Source organism: Paraburkholderia eburnea (assembly GCF_002917095.1).
Taxonomy (GTDB): domain Bacteria; phylum Pseudomonadota; class Gammaproteobacteria; order Burkholderiales; family Burkholderiaceae; genus Paraburkholderia; species Paraburkholderia eburnea.
The window spans coordinates 129,074-151,990 of the sequence record NZ_PQGA01000013.1 but is presented as its reverse complement, the minus strand read 5'-3'; the positions used below and the strand labels follow the sequence as shown (position 1 = coordinate 151,990).

The following is a 22,917-nucleotide window of genomic DNA, read 5'->3' as shown; positions in this document are numbered from 1 at the left end:
CGCATCATTTTGGCTGCACTTCCGCCGCCTTGGCGATGGCCGCCGCCGCATGCGCTTCGGCATCCAGCAAGGCCCGCAACGTCACCTGACTGGACCCGAGCGCTTCGGATGACGCGCCGATGCGCCGCGCGCGCGGTTCATGAGCATGAATGGTCGAGCGCACGAGCGGGTAAATCTGCGTGTCCCAGCGCCGCCCGTTGAATACGCCATAATGCCCCGCGCCCGTTTGTACGTGATGGGTTTTCATATATGGCCGCAGCCCCGAGCAGAGTTCCTGCGCCGCCACGGTCTGCCCCACCGCGCAGATATCGTCCTTTTCACCTTCGACGGTAAGAAGCGCGGTGTGCCGGATCGCATGCGGCTCGACAAGCCGCTCGCCCACCTTGAGTTTGCCAAGCGGCAACGCATATTCCTGAAACACGGTACGCACCGTCTCCAGATAGAACTCCGCCGTCAGGTCGCTAGTGGCGAAATACTCTTCGTAGAATACGCGGATCGCCTGCGCTTTCGCGGCGTCGCCCTGGGCGCGCTCGCGGCGCATTTCGGCAAATGACGCTAAATGCCGTTCGAGATTCATCGACATAAACGCGCCCAGTTGCACGAAGCCCGGATATACGCGCCGCTGCGCGCCCGCGAAGCGACCCGGCACCGCGCCGATCAGATTGTCCTCGAACCATTCGATTGGCTTGCTATTGGCCAGATCGTTGACTGCGGTGGGATTGACGCGGCAATCGATGGGGCCCGCCATCAGCGTCATGCTCGCGGGCTGTGCGGGATCGTTGTCCGCGGCCATCAGCGCCACCGCCGCGAGCGCGGCCACCGTCGGCTGGCAGATCGCCACCAGATGCGCATCGGGGCCGATGCGGCGGATAAAGGCCATCAGATGCTCGACGTATTCGTCGAAACCGAAACGCCCCGCCGCCAGCGGCACATCGCGCGGGTTGTGCCAGTCGGTGATATAGACGTCGTGATCGGCGAGCATGGTGCGCACGGTGCCACGCAACAGCGTGGCGAAGTGCCCCGACATCGGCGCGACCAGTAGCACGCGCGGCTGCGCTGCACCCGCGTCTTGTCGCTCCTTGCGAAAGTGCAGCAGCGTCGCGAACGGCGTGCGCTTCGCCACTTCTTCGCTCACGGCCACGCGCTCGCCGTTTACCAGCACCGAATCGATACCGAACGGCGGCCGTGCGTGGGTGAGTCCGGCAAGTTCGATCAATTCGCACCATGCTTCGATCTCACGCACATCGAAGCCCGCTGCAAGCGCGGGCCATGCGGCCAACGACGCGCGCGTAAGCGACGCGGCGGCACGCCATGGACGCATGAGGTCCGCGAATGCCTGATACGCGGGATAGGCAAACAGATTCATGGTAGCGGCGCTCAATGCAAACAAAGTCTCTGCATGGCAGGCAATAGCCATGCCAACGCAGCAGGCATTGGCATGGGCCTTGCACCGGGATTCATACGCGCGCAGGTGAATGCGCCGCCGCATGCTGCCTGGCGGCGCTTGCATGCTTCAACGTAGTGCACGGCGGCGACCTTCACGGTGCGCCGCGCCCGCGTCGTGTGCGCAGTACCCAACCCAGTGATCAGGATACCTGTATGAATCGGACGACGAATCAGACGAATACGAGCCTCACGATCAGCAGCCGCAACTATTCATCCTGGTCGATGCGCGGCTGGCTGCTCGCGAAGCTCGCGGGCCTCGAATTCGATACGGTGACCGTGCCACTCGACAATGCCGCCGCGCGCGCCGAACTGCTGCTGCTCTCGCCGTCGATTCTCGTGCCGTGTCTGCGGCACGACGGCATCGAGATCTGGGACACGCTCGCGATCTGCGAATACCTCAACGAGATCAGCCCGCACGCCAGGCTGCTGCCCGCCGATCGCAACGCCCGCGCGCATTGCCGCTCCGTCTGCGGCGAAATGCATTCGGGCTTCAGCGCCTTGCGTTCCGCGCTGCCGATGAATCTGCGCGGCCACTTTCCGAACTTCCGCATCTGGTCGCGTGCACAGGACGATATCGAACGCATCGTCGCGATCTGGCGCGGGTGCCTGGCACAATATGGCGGCCCCTGGCTCTTCGGCGAAATCGGCGCGGCCGACGCGATGTACGCACCCGTCGTCACGCGCCTGCTGACCTACGAGGTGCCGATCGACACCGATATCGGCGAATACTGTATGCGCGTGCTCAAGCAAACCTATGTGGCCGAATGGATCGCGGCGGCGCAGGCGGAAACTGTCGATATCGACGAACTCGATATGGAATTCTGACCGCAGTTTATTTCGTCATACGTACTACCTGACGGGCGAACACAAGGCCTGCACCGCAGAGAAAAACGACGCCACCAGACGGCTCTCGCGGCGTTCCTTGAGACAGCAAACGTGAATGTGCGTCGAGATCGGATCGCCCGAAATCCGCACTTTGCGCAACCGCTCGTCGGCCACGTATTCCGACTCCGATACCGTCCCCACGCCCAGCCCGCGCGCCACGGCTTCGCGCAGCGCCTCGCGGCTGCCGATCTCCATCGCCACACGCGGCGTCGCACCGATGCCGGCAAGCGCTTCTTCGAGCGCAAGCCGCGTGGTCGAACCGGCTTCGCGCATCAGCAAGCGCTCGCCCGCCAGTTCCGCAAGCTCGATCGCGCCGCGCTGCGCGAACGGATGCGCGGCATGCACGAACACCACCACGGGATAGCGCGCGTACAACTGCATGTGATAACGCTCGTCGGTCGACGCACGCGCCACCACGCCCACGTCGCAGGTATAGGCATCAAGCTCGCGCATCACATGCTCCGAATTGCCGAGCGTGACCGACAAATGCATGTGCGGATGGCGCGCGTTATAGGCCTCGATCATCTCCGTCACATGGAACGGCCCCACTGCGCCGATCTTGAGCGAACCGTTCGTGAGCGCGCCGCTGTCGCGCAGCAGCGAGATCGCGTCGTTTTCGAGGCTGCCGATCTGGCGCGCAATCGGCAACAGACCGAGCCCCACTTCGGAAAGCTCGACACGTCGGCCGCGCCGGTGGAATAGCTGAATCCCGTGCTCCTGTTCGAGCGCCTGTATCTGCGAGGTCACGGTGGTCTGGCTCATGTTGAGCGCGCGGGCGGCGGCAGTGAAACCGCCGTGATGGACGACGGCGATAAAAGCGCGGATCTGGGTCAGTGTCATATGAGCGTCATCTTCATGACCGATTCCCGGTCGACCGAAATTTTCGTTGGAAACACCGAATTTCAACGGGTATTTCGATCATAGCGGCGTCATGTGTCAAAACTATTCTGCTGCTCACACCCGGACTGAAACATCGCGAATCTCCGGATTCGTCTGATGTGAAGCCCGAACCCCGGCCCTTCTGGTGCCTTTAGTACTTTTAGTGCCTTTGGTGCGAGCATGACGACTACCCCTGCCCTCAACGTTCATTCCTTCAACGACGCCCTGGAAACGCACGCGCGCAATCCGCGCCGCGCGACGCTTTACCGTGGCCCTGTCACCACCGCGATTTTCGATTGGGCCGGCACGGTGCTGGATTTCGGCTGCATCGCGCCCGTCGAAGCCTTCTGCGAAGCGTTCGCGATCGCGGAACTGCCAATCAGCGTGGAAGAAGCGCGCGCGCCGATGGGCGCCGCCAAGCGCGAACACATCGCCATGATTCTGCGCGACGACCAAGTGCAGGCGCGCTGGCAGGAGAAGTTTGGCCGCACCTCGAACGATAGCGATATCGACGCGCTGTACGCCTCGTTCCTGCGCATCGACGAGATCAACGTCGCCAGATATAGCGCGCTGATTCCTGGCGCGCTGGAGACGATCTCGGCGCTGCGCGCACGCGGCATCGCTATCGGCAGTACCACGGGCTACCCGCGCGAAGTGATGAAGAACCTTCAGCCGATCGCCGCAGCACACGGCTATGCACCCGACTTCTGCTGCACCGTGAGCGACGTGGCACGCGGGCGTCCGTGGCCCGATATGTGCCTCGCCAATGCGCTCGCGCTGGGCGCGGCACATGTGCAAAGCTGTGTGGTGGTGGACGACAGCCCGACGGGTCTGGAAGCGGGTCTCGCGGCCGGCATGTGGACCGTGGGCATCGTGGCGACCGGCAACGAGGTGGGCCTTTCGCTCGCGCAATGGCAAGCGCTCGACGCCGATGCACGCGAAGCGCTGCTGGCCCCCGCGCGCGACAAGCTCGCCCGCACCGGCGCGCATTTCCTGATCGACAGCATCGCGGAACTGCCCGGCGTGATCGACGCCATCGAGCGCGCGCTCGCTGCGGGAGAGGCAGCATGAGCGCAATTCCCGGTGGCAGCCTCAACACGTGGAATTTCCATAACCCCGTGCGTGTGCGCTTCGGTGCGGGTTCGCTCGATGAAATCGGCCAGGCCATCGCGGGCCGCCGCTATGTGATCGTCACGTATCCCGACGCCCTGTTCGCGGACCTCGCGGAGCGTATCGAAGCACGCAACGGCCCCGCGCTCGGCCGCATCGACTCGGTCGAAGCGAATCCCTCGGTGCCGATGCTGCGCCGCGCATGTGCGCAGCTCGCGGCGCTCGACCAGGCGCCGGAAGTGCTGATCGCGCTGGGCGGCGGCTCCGTGATGGACAGCGCGAAAGTGCTGGCCGCCGAGCACGGCGCGTTCGAGCCCGTGCTCGACTACCTCGAAGGCGGTGCATCGACGGGCCTGCGCGCCTTGCCGATCATCGCCATTCCGACCACGGCGGGCACCGGCAGCGAAGTCACCTGCTGGGCCACGGTGTGGGACCCGGAGAACGACCGCAAGCTTTCGCTCTCGCGCGAAGACCTCTACGCCGAAGCAGTGATCGTCGATCCGAGCCTGATGGTGGGCCTGCCGATGCAACCGACGATCGCAAGCGGCCTCGACGCACTTTCGCACGCGCTCGAAAGCATCTGGAACGTTCATGCGAATCCTGTCACGCGCGGCCTCGCGATTCATGCGGCGCGCGAGTTGATCTCGGGCCTTCAACGCGTGAGCGCCAATCCTCAGGACCTCGAAGCACGTGGCGCGATGGCGCTGGGCGCGCTGCGCGCCGGTCTCGCGTTCTCCAATACGCGCACCGCGCTTGCACACAACATCTCATATGCCATCACGCTCTCGCGTGGCGTGGCCCACGGCATCGCCTGTTCGTTCTGCCTGCCCGCCGTGATGGAAGCGGCGCTGGGCGTGGACCCGGATTGCGATGCGGCATTAGGCGAGATTTTCGGCGATATCGAGCAAGCGCCCGCGCATCTGGCCGCGCTGCTCGAATCGCTTGGCGTATCGAGTCATCCCTCGGCTTACGGCGTGGATGCCCAGCAGTGGGAAACCATCGTCGATCGCGCCTTCGACGGCGCGCGCGGGCGCAATTTCATCGGCCAGCGCGCGAACTTCCCGCACATCGACTTCGCACCGCGCGCACAAGCCGCCGCCGTGCATTGACGCTAAACATCGATATTCATCGCTCAGGAGAATCCAGCGTGACTATGCAAACCTCTGCGCCGCGCTCCGTCGAAACCGACGCGCTCACGCGGCTCGACAACATGCCGTGGACCCGCTTTCACACGCTGATGCTGGTCGCCCTTGGCGTGGGTTGGGCGCTCGATTCGTTCGAGACCAACATCATCGGCAGTGTCTTCGGTGTCCTGAAGACCCAATGGCATCTCAGCTCCCAGCAAGGGTCGCTGGCCGTCAGCATCTGGGTGTTCGGCATGCTGGTGGGCGCGATCGGCTTCGGCTATCTCGCCGACCGCTACGGCCGCAAGAAGCTCTTTCTCGCCACGCTGCTCTGGTACGCGTTCTTTAGCGTCGCCACCGTGTTTTCGTGGAACTACGAGTCGTTCCTGTTCTTCCGCGCGATGACCGCACTCGCGGTGGGCGGCGAATATTCCGCCGTGACCGCGACGATGGGCGAATTCATTCCCAGACGTCATCGCGGCCGCACCGATTCGCTGATCCTCTCCGGCTTTCCGGTGGGCGCGCTGATTTCGGCGGCGATCTCGTACCTCGTGCTCAATCATCTGCCGGGCGCGATCTCGTGGCGTGTGGGCTTCGGCTTCGGCACGACCATGGCGCTGCTGTTCTTCTGGATTCGCCGCGTGATTCCCGAGTCGCCGCGCTGGCTGCTGCAACAGGGCCGCGTTGCCGAAGCCGAAGCAATCGTCGAGAGCATCGCTGCAAGCGCCGCGCACAGCAAGCTCACGCAACAGGAACGCGCACAAGCCGCACAGCGCTATCCGAAGACCGCGCTCGTGCCGGTGCACCCCACCTTCTGGCGCAATCTGCGCGATTTGTTTGGCGCGTACCGCATGCGCTGCGGCCTCGCCAGCGCGCTCAACTTCTCGCAGGCCGCCGTGGTCTACGGCGTGCTCTCGCTGATGGCGCTCGTGATCCTGCCGTACATGAAGGTCTCGGCCGCCGACATGCCGATCTACTACGTCTATGGCAACGCCGCCGCGCTTGCGGGCGGTCTGACCGCCGCCGTGCTGGTCGAGGCCTGGGGCCGTCGCGCCTCGCTGTTCGTGAGCTACAGCTTCACGACGCTCGCCATCGTGGTGATCTACGCGATGCACACGCTGCCGGGCATGGTGATCGGCTATTGCCTGATCCAGTTCGGCGTGACGTGGGCGTATATCTCAGGCTATGTGGTGTCGTCGGAAATCCTGCCCACGCGCATTCGTGCCACGGGTCTGGGCATCTCCGTGGCGGTGGGCCGTCTGGGCGCCGTGATCGCGCCGCTGATGCTCACCAATGTGTATGCCGCTTCGGGCACGCCTTCCGCAGCGCTGATCGGTCTGCTGCTGCTCGCCCTGCCTGGCCCGATCGCGGCGGCGGCATGGTGGATGATGGGCCGCGAAACACGCAATGTATCGCTGGAAGAAGGCAGCGCGGACGACGGCTTCAGCACGGTCGCCGAAGGGGTGCCGCGAATCGCCTGATATCAGGAACACGACCGCAGACGGCGCCGCGGCTATTCCGCTCGTTGTGAGCTCAGCGTTGCGCCACGCCAAGCAGCACGACGCCCGGCCTTTCCGGGCTTGCATCCTCGTGAAAGAGATCGTCGAGATATTGCGCGAGTTCGTTGGCGGTAACGAAATCGGGAATCTCGAAGCCCGCGCGTCGGCGCTTGCCTTCCGCGCCGATCAGATACGCGACCCACGCACCATCGCTACCGGCAATCGCCATCCTGCGGCCAAAAACGTCGAATCGATATTCTTCAGGCATGGCGCGCAGGCTCCCATTCACATGGATACCGTCAAACTCTAACAGTTGTACGCGCAACAGGTGTTCGCGTCGTCCGCAAACATATCAACGAATGCATCCCGAGACAGACTCTGGACGCATGCAAAACATCAGCCTTTACCCAGCCGCTTATTGCGCCCGATTGCGATTACGCAGCGTCTTCGCCGCCGCGACCATATTGGTCAGTGCAGGGATCACTTCCGCCCACTGGCGCGTCTTCAGTCCGCAATCCGGGTTGACCCACAGACGTTGTGCCGGAATACGCTCAGCGGCTTTCTGCATGAGCTGAACGATATGCTCCTGCGTCGGGATATTCGGCGAGTGGATGTCATAGACACCCGGCCCGATCTCGTTCGGGTACTTGAAGTGGTCGAACGCGTCGAGCAATTCCATATCCGAGCGCGAGGTCTCGATCGTGATGACGTCGGCGTCCATATCGGCGATCGACGCGATGATGTCGTTGAACTCCGAATAGCACATATGCGTGTGGATCTGCGTCTCGTCCTGCACGCCGTTGGCCGTGATACGGAATGATTCGACGGCCCAGCGCAGGTATTCGCCCCATTGCGCGCGGCGCAGCGGCAACCCTTCGCGCAGCGCGGCTTCGTCGATCTGGATCACACGCACGCCGGCCTTTTCGAGGTCGATCACTTCTTCGCGGATCGCCAGCGCCAACTGGTAACACGACACCGAGCGCGGCTGGTCGTCACGCACGAACGACCAGTTCAAAATCGTCACCGGGCCGGTAAGCATGCCCTTCATCGGCTTGTTCGTGAGCGACTGCGCGTAGGTGATCCACTCGACCGTCATCGCCTTCGGGCGGCTGATATCGCCAAACAGCACAGGCGGCTTCACGCAGCGCGAGCCATATGACTGCACCCAGCCAAACTGGCTGAACGCGTAACCGTCGAGCTGCTCGCCGAAGTATTCGACCATGTCGTTACGCTCGGCTTCGCCGTGCACCAGCACGTCCAGTTCCAGCGCTTCCTGCTCGCGCACGCTGCGCTCGATTTCCTTGCGCATGGCGTCCCGATAGCCGGACCGGTCGAGCGCGCCGCTCTTGAACTGGCTGCGGGCGTGGCGGATTTCGCCGGTCTGCGGGAACGAGCCGATCGTCGTGGTCGGGAAGGCGGGCAGCTTCAGCAGCGCGGCCTGTTTCGGCGCGCGTTCGGCGTAGGCGTGCTGACGATGGCCGAGCTTCGCGTCGATGCGCGCCAGCGCGGCCTTCACCGCCGGGTTGTTCACGCGCGGCGAGTTGCGGCGTGCGGCGATCGCAGCCGCGTTGGCGGCAAGTTCTTCGGCGACCTTGTCGCGGCCCTGATTGAGCGCCGTCGCCAGCACCTTCACTTCGTCCAGCTTCTGCAGTGCGAAGGCGAGCCACGAGCGGATTTCGGCGTCGAGTTTTTCTTCGCTCGCGAGATCGACCGGCACGTGCAGCAGCGAGCACGACGGCGCGATCCAGAGGCGCTCGCCCAGCTGCTGCGCGAGCGGCGCGAGCCAATCGAGCGCGGCGTTCAGGTCCGTCTTCCAGATGTTGCGGCCGTTGATCGCGCCGACCGACAGCACGCTCTGCGCCGGCAGCTTCTGCGCGGCGTGCGCCACTTCTTCGCGGGCGTTGATTGCATCGATATGCAGACCATCGACCGGCAGTTTGACAGCTAGCTCTAGATTGTCGAGCAACTGGCCAAAATACGTCGCGAGCAGCAGCTTGACCGGGCGCGTCTTGAGCGCGTCGTAGGCCGTCACGAAAGCCTGTTTCCACGCGTCGTCGAGTTCCGTCACGAGCGCCGGCTCGTCGATCTGTACCCACTCCACGCCGGCTTTCGCGAGCGTGTCGAGCAGCGCCGCGTAGGCGGGCAAAATGCGCGGCAGCAGCGCGAGCTTGTCGGAGTCGTCCTTGGTTTTACCGAGCCACAGATACGTCACCGGGCCGACGATGACCGGCTTCGCGTTCACGCCTTGCGCGCGGGCTTCGCCCAGTTGCTCGACCAGACGCGATGCGTCCAGTTTGAAGGTGGTATCGGCGGTGAATTCGGGGACGATGTAGTGATAGTTGGTGTCGAACCACTTGGTCATTTCGCCGGCCGCGACGCCGCCGCAACAACCTGCGTGCGCTTCGGCTCCTGCGGCCGAGCGGCCACGCGCCACGCGGAAGTAGTTGTCGAGCGCATCGCCATGAAAGCCCTGCACGCGAGCCGGCAGGTTGCCCAGCGTGAAGCTCATGTCGAGTACCTGATCGTAGAACGCGAAGTCACCCACCGGCGCCAGATCGAGTTCGCGCTGATCGTTCCAGTGGCGCGCACGCAGTTGCGCGCCGAGCGTCTTCAGTTGATCGCGCGACGACTCGCCCTTCCAGTAGCGTTCGAGTCCGAACTTCAGTTCGCGTTTAGCGCCAATGCGCGGGAAGCCGAGATTGTGTGTCGTGACCATGCGGGCTGCCATCCAATAGAGGTTGCGTAGAACAAATGCGGAAAGTGGCAGTGATCATAGAGGCGCATGATCATGAAGAAAAATGGTCTTATTTCATCGAACGATTAGATTTTTTCATTCGTCGCGCTTACCGGGGATGTACGGCTTGCAAGCGGCATTTTGTCGAGGTATCAATCCAGACCGCTTTCCAACCTGCTTTTCACTCTTTTAAACATGCGCATTCTGGATATCGTCGATTACTCGCAGCCCGCCAAAGAAACTCTCGAATGGGAGCCGAAGCCCGAGGCGGTTATTTCCGGCGTGCCGCGTCAGGCCGCCCACATGCACTTTACGAGCGCGTGCGGCCAGCTCTCGACCGGAATCTGGGAAAGCGAATGCGGTCAATGGACCGTGAACTTCACCGAAAACGAGTATTGCGAAATTCTCGAAGGCGTATCGGTACTGCGCGACGAAGAGGGAGCGGAGCGCACCGTGCGCGCCGGCGACCGCTTCCTGATTCCAGCAGGATTCAAGGGCACGTGGGAAGTGGTCGAACGATGCCGCAAGGTATTCGTCTCGGTCGAGTTCAAGGGCTGAACCAGGAGAGCGCTCACGGGGCCGCGCGCCGATGATGCATTTGCATCATTGCCCGCCACGTCCCGAGCGCCCACCATCGCTTCAACAGGAGCACCCGCCGCGCTACACGGCGCGAGAGGTTCCCGTTCTTCTGGAGAAGCGCCATGAAATCCCTCATCGTTCTGGCCGCTGCCTTCGTCAGCGTCGCCGCGCTCGCACAGGACAATGCGCCCACGGCGCCGGCCGCGCCAGCCGCGCAAACCGAAGCCGCGCCCGCCATCGCTACCGCCGCCGATCCGTCCGCCAGCCCCGGAGGCGGACACAAAATCTGCCTCATGGTCCATGGCCACCTGTGCGCCCTGGGTGACAAGAGCCTCGAACCCGGCGCACATTGCATGTGTCACGACCATCCCGGTACCGTCGAGATGCAGTAAGACGCCCCACCTGCCCATCGGAGCGAGCATGCACTCTGCCCCGCCCACCCTGTTTCTGCACGGCGGTCCCGGCCTGTCGGCGATCGCCGAGCGTGATCTCTACGAACAGACGCTACCGATCCACTGGTGGGATCAGCCGCGTTCGGCGGTACTGTTCGCCCGCCCGTTTGGCGCGCTCGTCGATGCGGCGGAAGAAGAGGCGCGCCAGCTCGCGGAGGTATCGGACCAGCCCGTCGATCTCGTGGCCCACTCGTTTGGCGCCCATCTCGCACTGCGCCTCGTGCAACGGATGCCCGAACGCATCGGGCGAGTCTGGCTGCTGGCGCCCGTTCACGACATGGGCAATGCCTTCGTACGGCTCGCGACGTGCCTGCTCACACGCTCGTCGTCATCGCACCCGTTGCTCGCGGCGCTGGAGGAATTCAAGGCCGACAGCGACTACGCGCGCTTCGCCCGTCTCGCGTCCCAGGTGACGAGCTTTGCGAACTTCTTCGATCTTTACTGGAGCGCAGGTGCGCAAGCGCGACGTCTCTGGTATCTCGACCTGCTCGCCCGCCACAACGTCATTGACGCGAACGCGTTCGAAGTCATCGTGCGCGACTTCTGGGCCGAGCCGCCATCGCCCGCCCCGACCTGCGCCGCACCCGTGAGCATCGTGTTCGGCCGCGAGGATCCGCTCATCGATCTCGATGCGGAACGCCGCACATGGGCCGCGCTGTTCCCGCAGGCGCAATTTTCCCAACTCGACACAGGCCATTTCGTGCACCTCGAAGCGCCCCCCGCCGATTGGTGGCGAACGCTCTGACCCGGCGCAATACGCCTGGCTACAGCCCCGCCCGCCTGAATTGCTGCACGAGTTCCGCGTTGCGGTGCACGCCGGCGCGCTCGTGAATCGCCTGCAAATGATTGCGAACGGTCGCAGGCGCGATCGAGAGCGCACGCGCAATCTCCTTGTACGTGCACCCCGCGACGACAAGACGCGCGACGTCGCGCTCGCGCCGCGACAGCGCATCCACGGGCAGCCGCGCCCGCGCTCTCACGAATACCACGTCGTGGACGATCTGGATCGAGAACAACGCCGCTCGCCCTTCGTATCGCAAGTCGCCGCCATTCGCCGCGCTGCCGCTGCGTGCGACGATCAGGCGGGCGAGTTCGGCGGGCAACATAGAGGGCTGGCGTATGGGCCATTCGTCACGCAGCAGGATGCGAAACGTTGGCTCGACAAAGCGAAAATACCCGGCAGGATCGCACACGGCAAGCGCCCATACGGATTCGGTTGCACTCGGCCGTACCCGTTCCATCTGGAAGGCAAGGCTCGTCTGCAATGCCTCGCTCAAATGCGCAAACAAGCATTCGAGCAAATTGCGCTGAGCCTCCGAAAAAGGCCTCGTCTCGTAGGCGCCATATAACGAGATCGACTGATGGAGTCCTTCGCCGTTGGCCCTCCCGCCCACAATCAACGCCTGCACGTGCCGATAGCGCTGCGCGTATTCGAGCAAACCCGGTTCGCGCACGCGGGCGAACGCCTCAGTCAGTTTCAGGTTGAGGGCGCGTTCGAGATGGGTGAGGCACCAGCGCGCGGCTATGTCGTGCTGACGAAATGCATCGTAGTCCTTCAGTGTTTCAGGCGAATCGTTGAAAAGAAATGGCTCATGAAAGTCGGCGCCGCGTGCGTCGTGACACACGACGCCCCAACGTGCCGAGTCGAAAGGCAAAATCTGTTTGAGCAATGTGAGCGCATGCTGCTGGAAATTTTCAAACGGCACCTCGCGCGCCGACGCATGCAATGAAAGCAAAAATCCGCCGAGCTCGTTCACGGTCGCCTCCGCTCACGATGACTGCTTTTATGCCCCGGCTGAAGAGAGAAATAAACGCACCATGCAGTTTTAGGTTTGTGTGTAAGTTGATAGCATAGTTTTGCGCGAATCCCAAGCCGCGCCCGGCACATTTGCCAGCGCAACGTCGACGCGCCAGTGCGTGCATGAACACGCAAGCAGTAAGCAATCCTGTTTTTCATGGCGCTTACAAAAAGCGCATCGAACCAGCTTCAATCCGCTTTCAGACTGGCGTTTTAAACCGTATTTAATTAAATCGCCGATCGACGGATCGCCCGCTCGCACGCGTCAATACACGCGCCGCTCCGCTTCGCATTGACAGACGCCTGCACGCCGATAAACTCAATTCAGGTTCACCGGCATCGCATAAGAGCGAACCTGTTGCGCCGTGAAGCTAACAGGAGAACCCCATGAGCGCGCTTGAAGACACCTTGCTCGCCACTTATCGCGCTGCGCGCGAGACTGCGCACGACCGCTTTCTCGACGCAATGCTCGACGTATTGCGCGTGCGCGTGCCCTTCGATGCCGGACGCTGGGCCACCGGCAATTTCATCGGCGGGAGTGCCGTGTTCGATAGCGTCCATCTCGTCGATGAAATGCCCGACTGGCAGAACGCCTACACGCAGATCAGTGCCTTGGACCATGCGGCGAAATTCGCCGTGAGCCATCAGTACACGACCGGCAATTTTCATTTCCCCACCTACTTCGCGGGTCCGGCCAATCGTGCGATGCGCGACTATGCACAGCGTTTTCGCCATGCGTCCGGTCTCGTTACATGTAGTAAGGACGTCAAAGCTCAGGTGCTGATCAATCTATCCGTGTTTCGCGCCGATCCCGACGCCTCGTTCGCCGAGGCCGAACGCGTTTTCGTCCAGTCGCTTTACCCGCATCTGATCGAGGCCTGGAAGATCAATCAGGCCCTGCAGATTGAGCGCGCGTGTGATCGCACTTCGCCCGCGCGCTGGTCGGCGGCAATCTGCACGCCGGGTGGCCAGATCGTACTGGCCGAGCCTTCGTTCACTGAGGCGCTACGCACGGAATGGCCCGCTTATCCACGCCTCGCCGGCGCGCTGCCCGCACCGCTGGCGCAGGCCATGCAGAGTGGCACGCCGACGTTCAAAGGCGAATCGCATGTGTTCCGCTTCGAACGCGGACACGAAACGGCGCTCGTGCGGACGCGCCCGCGCGTACCGCTCGACCGGCTTTCCACCCGCGAACTCAATGTGGCGCGCCTCGTCAGCGCGGGTCATTCACACAAGGAGGTGGCACTCCTGCTGGGCATCGCGCCAGCAACGGTTCGCAATCACCTTCAGGCGATCTACGATCGGGCGGAGATTCACTCGAATACCGATCTGGTGGCGCAAATGAGCGCAATCGACCCTTGAGCTTTCCCGGCCACTAGTGCATTTGCATCATTGCCGGCGCGCGCGGGAAATCGGAATATGAGGTCGTGCGAAGAGACCTGTGATCTAACCATCACTCGATTCGATACAAGACCACTCGCTACTTTTCCGAAGCGCGCCCGCCCATCCATACCGGCTGGCGCGCTTTTTTCTCACGCGCTTTTTCCCGCACCGCGCATTTCACTCCACCGGAATCCACCCCGCCGTCGCCGCGTCGCTCGCGCGAAACGCCGGAAACTTCGCGCCCAGTTCGGCGATGGTATGGATATCGTTCTTCACGAGATCATCGTGCGTGACCAGCGTGGGCTTGACCGTGATGTGGTGGTCGAGCGGTTGCCCCGCCACATCCAGCGCCGCCGCACGCACCGATACCGCGCCCACCACGGCCGGATTGGTCGCCGCCGTCGCTACCCAGGCGCTGTTCGGCGCGCGGATCGCCTCGATATCGGCGGTCGAAATATCGGCGCTATAAATGCGCAGTTTGCCCGAGAGATTCGCCTCGCCCGCCGCGAGGCTCGCGCCGCGCGCGAACTCGTCGTAAGGCGCGATCACGACGCGAATATCCGGATGCGCGCGATACGCAGCCGACGCCTGGTTCGCCACCGACTGTGCGATCGGGTTGTCCACGGTGCCCCAGCGCGCCTGCTCGCGCACCTTCGGATGCGCGCTCTTGAAAGCCTGCCAGACGGCGTCGCGGCGGTCGAGCGGCGCGAAGCCGGCGACATAGACGTAGCCTGCGGAAAACGCGTCGCCGTTGTCTTTCACGGCCTGCTGCAACAGCAGCGACGCCAGATCGCGATCGCTCTGCTCGATCTGCGGCACACGCGGATTGGCGAGATCGACATCGAAGGCCACGACCTTGATGCCCTTGTCGAGCGCCTGCTGGACCACGTCCTTGAGCGATTCGGGCAAGCCATGATTGACGATGATCGCGGACACGCCCAGATTGATGGCCTGCTGGATCTGGTCGCGCTGCTGCGCGGCGTCCTGGCGGCCCTCGTAAATGCGCAGGTCGATGCCGAGCGCCTTCGCCTGCTTTTGCGCGCCCGCCTCATAGGCCTGGAAGAAGTCGCCCTCGGACAGGTAGTTGACCAGCGCGATCTTCACGCCGCCCTTGTCGAACGGCGCGGGCGCGCCTTTGAGTGCGCCCGCGTGCGCCACGCCCGCGCCCAGCAGCGCCGCCGCGCAGAGCGTGAGCGTGCCGAACGCGCGAGTCGGTGCCTTGCGAGGCGTCGAAGCGAGTATTCCGTGTTTTTTTCCGTGCTTTGCGGTCTTCATGTTTCCCCTCTCCATATCGTCAGGATTCCCTGGTTATTTGTGTGACAGCGTGAATATGGCCTTACATCGTCGCCAGGCATCAAATGCGCGTGCCGCCGCGATGCCCGATGCTGAACGTGAACGCGAGCGCGACCACCAGCAGCGCGCCCTTGATGAAATCCTGGAGGTAGTACGGCGCGTTGAGCATCGTCAGGCCGTTGAGCAGCACCCCCACGAAAACCGCGCCGATCACCGTGCCCGGCACGTTGGGCCGCTTCACGCCCCAAACGGCGTAGCCCACCAGCGCCGCCGCCACAGCGTCGAGCAGCAGCGAGTGACCGGCGCTGACGTCTCCGCGTCCCACGCGCGCCGCGATCAGCAGGCCGCCGAGCGAGGCGATCGCACCGGACGCCACGTAAGCCGCGACGCGATAGCGCGCAGCGGGCGCACCGGCGAGCCGCGCCGCCGTCTCGTTGCCGCCGATCGCGTAGATCACGCGGCCCCAGCGCGTGAGCGCCATCACCGCCGACACAAGCAGTGTCAGCACGAGCAACACCAGCACCGGCGCGGGCACGATCTCGAACAGGCGTGCGCGGCCGAGCGCGAGGAAAGCGTCCGGAAAGGTGCCGCTCGCTTCGCTGCCGTCGGGCAGGATCGTGCCGGTCGCCAGCGAGCGTCCGCCCGTGGGAATCAGTTGCAGGCCCGCGAGCAGGAACAGCGTGCCGAGGGTCGCAAGCTGATCCGGCACATGCAGGCGCGTGATGAGCACGCCGTTGAAGAGGCCCGCCGCGATACCGAGCACGAGGCAGGCCGCGGCCGCCTCCCACGCGTTCCCGTGCCAGACCACGAGCACGTAGCTCGCCGCCATCTGCGCGGTGGCCGCCACGCTGCCGACCGAAAGATCGAATCCGCCTGCCGCCAGCGTGATCGTCACGCCAATGCCGAGCAGCGCCACGATCGACACGGCCTGGAGGATGCTGAAGAGGTTCTCGACGCTCACGAAGGCCGGTTCGCGTACCGCGAACAGCACGCTCATGGCGGCCAGCACGGCCAGCAGGCTCAGGCGTTCGAGCCACGCGAGCGCGGCGCGGCGGCGCGAGGGCGTGACGGCGCGGGCCTGCGCGGGGTCGTTGGCGAGCGTCGGTGTGGCGGATTTCACGGTGCGGGTCTCAAGTTACGGGGCTCAAGTTGAAATGAGGGCGTCTGGGGCTGGGGTGGCTTCGCGGGTGACTTCGACGGTGCCGCGATCGAACTGCACGATACGATCGGCCACCTCATGCGCTTCTTCCAGATCGCTCACGAAAACCAGCGTCGCGCGCCCGGCGGCACGGCGACGCAGCATCGCGGCGATATCGGCGCGCGCACCGGCATCGACGCCCTGAAACGGCTCGTCGAGCAGCAGCAGGCGCGCGGGTTCGGCGTGCCAGCGCGCGAGCAGCACCTTCTGCTGGTTGCCGCCCGAGAGGCGTGCCACGCGGTCGTCGGGACCGCCGCAGCGGATGCCGAAGGTGTCGATGGCCTCGCGCGCGACGTCGCGCTCTTTCGCGCGCGGCACCACGCCCGCGCGGCTCCAGCGCGGCAAGAACGGAAAGCCGATGGTGCCCGCCACGGAGGCGAACGGCACGGCATCGGGAAAAAGCGAGCTGCGCCAGCGGTCCTCGCCGGCCAGAAACACACCCGCGCGAATCGCCTCGCGCGGCGTGCGAGGGCGCCACGGCTCGCCGTACAGGCGCATCGTCCCCGCGCTCACGCGCGTCGCGCCGAAGATCGCCTGCGCAAGGCGCGTCTTGCCCGCACCGACCGGGCCGACCACGGCGACGATTTCGCCGTCGCGTACGTCGAGGTCGAAGGCTTCGGAATGCGCTCCGAGCCGCACGCCGCGTAGTTCCAGCGCAGGTTTAGCGCGCTGGATGAGTTCGCTTTTATCCGTGTTGGGAGTGCCAACAGGCAACCTGCGCCCGATCATCGTCTCCAGCGCGGTATCGAAATCGATCGGCGCATCCTGCACGGCAACGGTGCGGCCGTCGCGCACCACGGCCACGCGCGAGGCGAGGCGGCGCAAATCGGCCAGCCGATGCGAGACCAGCAGCACCGCCACGCCTTCCGCGCGCAAGCCATCGATCAAGGTATAGAGACGTTCGGCTTCGGCGGAGGACAGGCTCGCGGTGGGTTCGTCGAGGATCAAAAGGCGCGGACGCGTCGCCAGCGCACGCGCCAGCACCACGCGCTGCTGCGCCGCCAGCGAGAGCGTGCCAAGCGGCGCGTCGAGATCGACGCCTTCCAGGCCCACGCGGGCCGCCAGCTCGCGTGCGCGCGCATGGCGGCGCGCGCGCGGCGTCCAGATCGTCGCGATGCCGCCGCAAAGCTCGTCGAGCAGCAGGTTGTCCGCGATGGACAGCGCCGGCACCACCACGTCGGCGACGGACTGGTGCACGGTCGCCACGCCCTGACGCTTCGCGGCCAGCGGCGAGCCGGGCAAATAGGCTTGCCCGTCCAGCGTCATTGCCCCTTCGTCGGCGGCCTGCACGCCGCTCACGATCTTCACGAAGGTGGATTTGCCCGCGCCGTTCGCGCCCATCAGCGCGACGACTTCGCCCGCGCCGATCGACAGATCAAGCCGCGCGAGCGCCACGGTGGCGCCAAAGCGCTTTGCGATCGCATGGGCGGAAAACACGGGGGCGGACATGGCGCTCAGACTCCGGACGGAGGGTTGCGGAATGGCGTCCATCGTAGCGAGCCGCCAGCACGCCCCCAACGAAGCGATGTTCATATCCATGCGCGCGCTTTTGCTAAGGCGCCGCTATGTGTGCCTTTGCGAGCCGTCCTATATGGTTATGCGAAACGCTTGGTTCGGTTTTAAATGGGCCGTCTCTAGAATCGGCTGATGATCGGCATCAGGCGCGAATAGTTATTCAGCGATACGAATTAATTCACTATCGCACCTTCCATTTTTGCTTCTTTATAACGGCATGCAACACAGCAGACGCAAATTCATCCGCCAGCTTTCCGCGACGGCGCTTGGCGCCGCCGCTCTTCCCTCGCTCGTCACGAACGCCCAGGCTGCCGACACGCGCACCTTGCGCATCGGCTACCAGAAGTTCAACACGCTCAATATTCTCAAGGGCACCGGCAGTCTGGAGCGGGCGTTGCAACCGCTCGGCTGGAACGTGCGCTGGGCGGAATTCGCGGCGGGCCCGCAACTCACCGAAGCGCTCAACGCCGAGGCGCTCGACTTCGGCCATGCCGCCGATACGCCATCCGCCTTCGCCAATGCAGCGGGCGTGAACGCCGTCTATCTGGGCGCGGAACAGCCCTATCCCAAGGGCATCGGCATCTTCGTGGCGGCGGATTCGCCGATCCATTCGATCCGCGAACTGAAGGGCAAGAAAGTGGCGATCGGGCGCGGCTGGAACGTGCAATATCTGCTGGTGCGCGCGCTGCGCGAGGCGGGTCTGGAGTACGGCGATATCCAGCCCGTCTATCTGACGAGCGCGGCGGACGTGAGTGCAACGTATCTCTCGGGCAACGTCGATGCGGCCGGTTTGTGGGACCCGTTCCTCGCGGGCCAGCAACTGGCCACCGCGCCGCGCGTGCTGCGTGACGGCACGGGTCTGTCGAACAATCGCACCTTCCATCTGGCGCGGCCCGACTTCGTCAAACAGAATCCGCAGGTGATCCGCGTGCTGTTTCAGGAACTCGCAAAAGCGAATGCGTGGACGCAGAGCCATCCGCAGGAAACCGCGAATCTGCTCGCGCCTCAGCTAGGCGTGCGCCCCGATGTGCTCAGGCTTTCGACCGGGCGCCGCCACTATACGACCGTGGCCGTGACGCCCGATATCGTGAAGGAACAGCAGGATATCGTCGATACCTTTCACGCGCTGGGGCTGGTGAAAGAACGCGTCGATGTAGCGCGCTTCGTCTATCCGGAGACGTTCGTTTAAACGGCGAAAGTGCCGCTTTAAAAGCGATAATCGAGGGCCGCGAAAGTGGTCAGTTCGCGGCGGCGTTCGGTGATCGGACTGCCGCCCGCATAGTGCTCCAGACGTCCGAGCGTGGCGTCCACGGAACCGACCCAGTGCTTCGAGAAATCGTGCGTGGCATAGAACGTCATATGCACATCGCGGATACCCGAACCGGTCGCGTACTGCGGCAGCCCCGAAGCCGCGCTCTGTGCCGACGAAATACCAAACAGCGTACGCGTATAAACGGCATTGGCCCACGTAAGACCTGGCCCGACCGAAAACAGCCAGCCCTTCAGCGGCAGCGAGGCGTAAAGATCCGCGCTCGCCGTGGTGCCCTGCCCGTTGCCGGAAATGTCCTGATAGACCGCCACGGCGCCCGTGAAGGCCCAGAGCGTGTAATCGCCGAAAATGCGCAGCTTGGGGCCGTCGTCCACATTGCCGAGACCACGCAGATGCGGATCGTCGGAGGCCGTGCGCGACTGGAAATCGAAGCTCAGCGACGCGCCCAGGTGATAGTTCTCCGAGGTCAACACGTTGATGCCCAGCACGTCCGGCCCCTGCGAGAAGAAGCGATCGCGGTACGAGATGTCGAGCGCCGGGAACGGATAGACCTTCATATGACGCGAGCCCGGATACTGCGGCGCGAAATACGCACCCGGCCCGATCGAGATCTTCCAGGGCGACTCGTCCGGGGTCGTGCTGGCCGTCGCTTCGCTCGTCGCCTGGGTGTTCGTATCATCAGCCCAGGCCTGCCTCGCGAACGCGAGCATGGCGACGCAAGCCAGCGCCGTCATCGTTATAGACCGCTTCACGCCTTCTTCCTTCCCACTGCTGCCAGTTGACGCAAACGCCGCGCGAGCGCCTTCGAGACGACTGGCTGGTTCTGCGCATCGCGCGCGCCATGCGCCACTTCGCTCTCGCGCAGGAACAGCGTGGTCTCGCGCGCGACAATCTCGCGTTCGTTGTCCGAAGTGATCATGTGATACGAGTCGTCGAGCCAGAGCGTGCGCAGGAAATTCGCGCCGATATGGTCGATCACATAGCGCGGATTACGTGGACTCGACGTTTCATCGTCGATCGCGTGAATCACGAGCGTATCGTTTTCGATCGCCGCCACGTCCTTGCGCGCCGTGCGCGCGAGCCGCAATGCCTGATGCAGCGCAGGCAGCGAGATCGTCGACGGTCCCACTTCGCTAAACGCATTGCGCTGCATTGCGCGCGCGATCTTCTTGCGCAGCGCTTCGTTTCGCACGCCGAACGGTTCCGACTCGCGATAACGATAGACGTGGCGCAGCGGTGTGTAGTACGCCCAGTCCAGCAGGAAGCGATACCACGGGATCGCCCAGCCGTCATAGGCCAACGTGAGCGAAAGCAGCACGAGCGACTGCGCGCCAGGCCGCTCGCGGATCAGCCGCATGGCCAGCGCGCCGCCAATCGACAGGCCGCAGATCGACACGCGTTCATAGCGCGCGGCCAGTGCGTCGAACTCGCGCGCCGCCGACTCGACCCACTGCTCCATCGTCTGTTCGCTGGAGCCTGCGCTATAGCCTTCGATCAGCGGAGCGCAGACCGTGAAGCCCTCGTTGTGCAGATAGCGCGCGAGGTAGCGCAGCTCGATCGGCGAGCTCGACAGGCCGTGCAGCAGCAGGACGGCGTGGCCGTCGCCTTCGTTGAAAATGCGTGAGGGGCGCACAGCAGGAGTCGCGCACACGACCGGTTCCATCTCGACAGTCGCCACGTCAGTCCTCCGTGCTCAGAACGAGGAAGTCGCCTGCATGGGTGGTGAAGCGCTCACATTGGCAGTTCGTCATGCGGAAATCGCGATCATGCTTCGCGTGGCGCAGGCGTACGCGGTGATGGCCCGGCCACAAGGCATGGGTCAGGCGCTGGATATCCTCGGGGTGCACCGATTCGAACAGCGGCCCCGGCGCCACTTCGGTGGCCGCCGGCAGCGCCGCCGTGCTCTGTCCCACGCTCGCGCGCTGCGCGGCGTTGCGCTCCAGCGCCTTGATGAGAATGAAGCCCTCGTGATGCTGCGCGAGATGGCGCAGCAGGCGATGCGTTTCGTCCTCGGCGCGGCGCGCGAGCACGCGTTCGTTATCGTGACGCAGCAGCATTTCGTAACGCGACTGGGCGACCGACGCGATCAGTTGCGCACGAAACTGCTCGCGTCGCAGACGCTCGATCAGCGTCATCACGATGAGGGTAACGAGCGGATACGACACGAGCAGCACGGCGTCGTGAAAATCGAGTACGGAGATATTGGCGTAGGGCGGCACGAACAGGTAATCGGCGATGCCGAGCCCGAGCACCATGACCGTCAGCGCCGGCGCCAGCCCGAAGTAGTACTCGACCAGCGAGGCGGCGATGCAAAACGCCGTGCCCGGCATCATCGGGCCGAGCCACGGATGCAGGCCAATGCGCACGACGCTGGCGATGGCGAGCGCAACGGCGGCGTAGCCCCAGCGGCGCGGACCCCGGGGCGCCCAGTGACGGGCATTACGGACTTTCATGTTTATTCAGGGCCCAGTTCTTTTGCGGGCCGATGCGAGAAGTGCCAGGAAGCGGCCGGAGGCGCCCACCTTGTAATCAGTGTGCGGAAGGACGGCGCAAGTTGGCTGGCCAATGGGCTGGCGGGTGCAGCGAGGTTCCTTCGCGGCCGCGTATATTACCACTTTTTACCGATATTCCTATTCATACTACGGATTAAATCTGACGATCCCCCATCCGGCAACATTAAAGAACCCATTACGTTAACGAGCATTAATACAAGCGCAAGGACTTCGAAATCTTCGTATCGCGACGGGATGATATGCCCGTCGCATTTAGCGCAGCAATCGCTGCCTGTTGCCCGAAACTGGCCGTTGCCCTCGCCACAAACTTCGACTATAGTTGAGCGCGTACTCACTCATATAGAAGAAGTCATCATGTCGAGTCAAAAGTGGTTCGTCACGGGCGCATCCGGCGGTCTCGGGCGTGCCCTGACCGGGAAGCTGCTGGCCGAAGGGCACCGTGTAGTCGCGGCCGTGCGCCGCGTCGACGCGCTGCAATCGCTCAAGCAGGCGTGGCCCGATCGGCTCGAAGTGGAACCGGTCGACGTGACCTGTCCCGACCAGATACGAGCCGCCGCGGCACGCCACACCGACGCCGATGTCGTCGTCAACAACGCGGGCGGCGCTGTGATCGGCGCAATGGAGGAAATGAGCGAGGCCGATATCGAGCAACAGCTCGCGCTGAATCTGCTCGCGCCGATTCACGTCACGCGCGCATTTCTCGGCGCAATGCGCGCGAGAAAGTACGGCATGTTCATCCATCTGAGCAGCGTCGGCGGGCGGGCGGCCTTTCCGGGAGGTTCGATGTATCACGCCGCGAAATTCGGGCTCGAAGGATTCGCTGAATCGGTCAGCCGAGAAGTGGCAGGCTTTGGCATCAAGACGCTTATCATCGAACCGGGTTCGATCGCGACGGACTTCGTCGCCAACATCCGCTGGGCCGAGCAACTGGACGACTATAAGGATAGCGTCGTCGATGCAGTGCGCGAGCAGGTCAGGAATTTCGGCGAAGAGATTATTTCTGGCGATCCCGTGAAAATGGCCAACGCCATCTATACGGTCAGTCAATTGCCGGAGCCGCCGCTGCGCACGGTTCTGGGCAGCGACGCCTACACGGTGCTGGAAGGCAGCTATACGCAGAGTCTCGAAGCGCTCAAGGCGCAAAAGGAACTCCCCAGCTCGGTGGTGTTCGAGGGCAAACGGGGATTCATTCCTGAATGAGCGTGGCGGCCGTCTGCCGCTTCATTCCCATAGCGTCGA

Annotated in this window: 21 protein-coding genes; 10 read left to right on the top strand and 11 right to left on the bottom strand. The window is 63.9% G+C overall.

Annotation, left to right across the window (positions count from 1 at the left end; genetic code table 11):
• Positions 1 to 4: 4 nt before the first annotated feature.
• Positions 5 to 1,366 carry a polyhydroxyalkanoate depolymerase gene (locus tag B0G62_RS21610; protein WP_103706245.1) on the bottom strand — a complete coding sequence of 454 codons (1,362 nt, stop codon included), beginning with the start codon at positions 1,364 to 1,366 and terminating at the stop codon, positions 5 to 7.
• A gap of 233 nt (positions 1,367 to 1,599) precedes the next feature.
• Between B0G62_RS21610 and B0G62_RS21605 the strand changes: the two genes are divergently transcribed.
• Positions 1,600 to 2,271: a glutathione S-transferase family protein gene (locus B0G62_RS21605; RefSeq protein ID WP_103706244.1), complete on the top strand. Its 672-nt coding sequence runs from the start codon at positions 1,600 to 1,602 to the stop codon at positions 2,269 to 2,271.
• A 24-nt stretch (positions 2,272 to 2,295) separates the two neighbouring features.
• Here the strand turns inward: B0G62_RS21605 and B0G62_RS21600 are convergent, their stop codons facing one another.
• Positions 2,296 to 3,171, bottom strand: a complete 876-nt coding sequence (locus tag B0G62_RS21600) for a LysR substrate-binding domain-containing protein (RefSeq protein ID WP_103706243.1) — start codon at positions 3,169 to 3,171, stop codon at positions 2,296 to 2,298.
• A 219-nt stretch (positions 3,172 to 3,390) separates the two neighbouring features.
• Here B0G62_RS21600 and phnX point away from each other — a divergent pair, with 219 nt between their 5' ends.
• From phnX to B0G62_RS21585, 3 genes are read left to right on the top strand one after another with little or no spacing between them, the layout of a single operon-like run.
• Positions 3,391 to 4,281: a phosphonoacetaldehyde hydrolase gene (gene phnX, locus B0G62_RS21595; protein ID WP_103706242.1), complete on the top strand. Its 891-nt coding sequence runs from the start codon at positions 3,391 to 3,393 to the stop codon at positions 4,279 to 4,281.
• The gene (gene psrA, locus B0G62_RS21590; RefSeq protein WP_103706241.1) at positions 4,278 to 5,429 is read left to right on the top strand and encodes an iron-containing alcohol dehydrogenase PsrA; all 1,152 of its coding nucleotides are present in this window, start codon (positions 4,278 to 4,280) and stop codon (positions 5,427 to 5,429) included. Before phnX ends, psrA begins: the two co-directional genes overlap by 4 nt.
• 44 nt (positions 5,430 to 5,473) lie before the next feature.
• Complete coding sequence (locus B0G62_RS21585; RefSeq protein WP_103706240.1) at positions 5,474 to 6,925, top strand: MFS transporter; 1,452 nt, start codon at positions 5,474 to 5,476, stop codon at positions 6,923 to 6,925.
• A 52-nt stretch (positions 6,926 to 6,977) separates the two neighbouring features.
• Here B0G62_RS21585 and B0G62_RS21580 read toward each other — a convergent pair whose 3' ends face one another.
• Both B0G62_RS21580 and metE read right to left on the bottom strand, forming a co-directional pair.
• Positions 6,978 to 7,211 (bottom strand): DUF7661 family protein, encoded by a 234-nt coding sequence (locus tag B0G62_RS21580; RefSeq protein ID WP_103706239.1) that lies wholly within the window; start codon positions 7,209 to 7,211, stop codon positions 6,978 to 6,980.
• Between the two features lie 147 nt (positions 7,212 to 7,358).
• On the bottom strand, positions 7,359 to 9,659 hold the full coding sequence (metE, locus tag B0G62_RS21575; RefSeq protein WP_103706238.1) for a 5-methyltetrahydropteroyltriglutamate--homocysteine S-methyltransferase: 2,301 nt from the start codon (positions 9,657 to 9,659) through the stop codon (positions 7,359 to 7,361).
• Positions 9,660 to 9,872: 213 nt separating this feature from the next.
• On the opposite strand from metE, the gene B0G62_RS21570 reads away from it, so the two are divergent.
• From B0G62_RS21570 to B0G62_RS21560, 3 genes are all read left to right on the top strand, one after another.
• Complete coding sequence (locus B0G62_RS21570; protein WP_103706237.1) at positions 9,873 to 10,235, top strand: cupin domain-containing protein; 363 nt, start codon at positions 9,873 to 9,875, stop codon at positions 10,233 to 10,235.
• 143 nt (positions 10,236 to 10,378) lie between these two features.
• Positions 10,379 to 10,648 (top strand): hypothetical protein, encoded by a 270-nt coding sequence (locus B0G62_RS31750; RefSeq protein ID WP_167401321.1) that lies wholly within the window; start codon positions 10,379 to 10,381, stop codon positions 10,646 to 10,648.
• Between the two features lie 28 nt (positions 10,649 to 10,676).
• The gene (locus B0G62_RS21560; RefSeq protein ID WP_167401320.1) at positions 10,677 to 11,453 is read left to right on the top strand and encodes an alpha/beta fold hydrolase; all 777 of its coding nucleotides are present in this window, start codon (positions 10,677 to 10,679) and stop codon (positions 11,451 to 11,453) included.
• A 19-nt stretch (positions 11,454 to 11,472) separates the two neighbouring features.
• Here the strand turns inward: B0G62_RS21560 and B0G62_RS21555 are convergent, their stop codons facing one another.
• A complete protein-coding gene (locus tag B0G62_RS21555; RefSeq protein WP_146055339.1) occupies positions 11,473 to 12,465 on the bottom strand; it encodes a helix-turn-helix transcriptional regulator in 993 nt (330 codons plus the stop codon).
• A gap of 428 nt (positions 12,466 to 12,893) precedes the next feature.
• On the opposite strand from B0G62_RS21555, the gene B0G62_RS21550 reads away from it, so the two are divergent.
• Entirely contained in the window at positions 12,894 to 13,868 is a 975-nt protein-coding gene (locus B0G62_RS21550) for a helix-turn-helix transcriptional regulator (protein ID WP_103706233.1), read from the top strand.
• Between the two features lie 198 nt (positions 13,869 to 14,066).
• On the opposite strand, the gene B0G62_RS21545 is transcribed toward B0G62_RS21550, so the two are convergent.
• The 3 genes from B0G62_RS21545 to B0G62_RS21535 form a co-directional block, all read right to left on the bottom strand.
• Positions 14,067 to 15,164, bottom strand: coding sequence for a substrate-binding domain-containing protein (locus B0G62_RS21545; RefSeq protein WP_103706232.1), 1,098 nt, complete (start codon positions 15,162 to 15,164; stop codon positions 14,067 to 14,069).
• A 79-nt stretch (positions 15,165 to 15,243) separates the two neighbouring features.
• On the bottom strand, positions 15,244 to 16,179 hold the full coding sequence (locus B0G62_RS21540; RefSeq protein WP_181315604.1) for an ABC transporter permease: 936 nt from the start codon (positions 16,177 to 16,179) through the stop codon (positions 15,244 to 15,246).
• Between the two features lie 147 nt (positions 16,180 to 16,326).
• Positions 16,327 to 17,829: a sugar ABC transporter ATP-binding protein gene (locus B0G62_RS21535; protein ID WP_103706230.1), complete on the bottom strand. Its 1,503-nt coding sequence runs from the start codon at positions 17,827 to 17,829 to the stop codon at positions 16,327 to 16,329.
• A 283-nt stretch (positions 17,830 to 18,112) separates the two neighbouring features.
• Between B0G62_RS21535 and B0G62_RS21530 the strand changes: the two genes are divergently transcribed.
• Positions 18,113 to 19,084 (top strand): aliphatic sulfonate ABC transporter substrate-binding protein, encoded by a 972-nt coding sequence (locus B0G62_RS21530; protein ID WP_103706229.1) that lies wholly within the window; start codon positions 18,113 to 18,115, stop codon positions 19,082 to 19,084.
• Between the two features lie 17 nt (positions 19,085 to 19,101).
• Here the strand turns inward: B0G62_RS21530 and B0G62_RS21525 are convergent, their stop codons facing one another.
• The 3 genes from B0G62_RS21525 to B0G62_RS21515 are packed head-to-tail and all read right to left on the bottom strand — an operon-like array spanning position 19,102 to position 21,618.
• Complete coding sequence (locus tag B0G62_RS21525) at positions 19,102 to 19,917, bottom strand: MipA/OmpV family protein (protein ID WP_407671198.1); 816 nt, start codon at positions 19,915 to 19,917, stop codon at positions 19,102 to 19,104.
• The gene (locus B0G62_RS21520) at positions 19,914 to 20,828 is read right to left on the bottom strand and encodes an alpha/beta hydrolase (protein ID WP_103706273.1); all 915 of its coding nucleotides are present in this window, start codon (positions 20,826 to 20,828) and stop codon (positions 19,914 to 19,916) included. Before B0G62_RS21520 ends, B0G62_RS21525 begins: the two co-directional genes overlap by 4 nt.
• A gap of 16 nt (positions 20,829 to 20,844) precedes the next feature.
• The gene (locus B0G62_RS21515) at positions 20,845 to 21,618 is read right to left on the bottom strand and encodes a DUF4118 domain-containing protein (protein WP_103706227.1); all 774 of its coding nucleotides are present in this window, start codon (positions 21,616 to 21,618) and stop codon (positions 20,845 to 20,847) included.
• A gap of 414 nt (positions 21,619 to 22,032) precedes the next feature.
• On the opposite strand from B0G62_RS21515, the gene B0G62_RS21510 reads away from it, so the two are divergent.
• Complete coding sequence (locus B0G62_RS21510) at positions 22,033 to 22,878, top strand: SDR family NAD(P)-dependent oxidoreductase (protein WP_103706226.1); 846 nt, start codon at positions 22,033 to 22,035, stop codon at positions 22,876 to 22,878.
• The last annotated feature ends 39 nt before the right edge of the window (positions 22,879 to 22,917 follow it).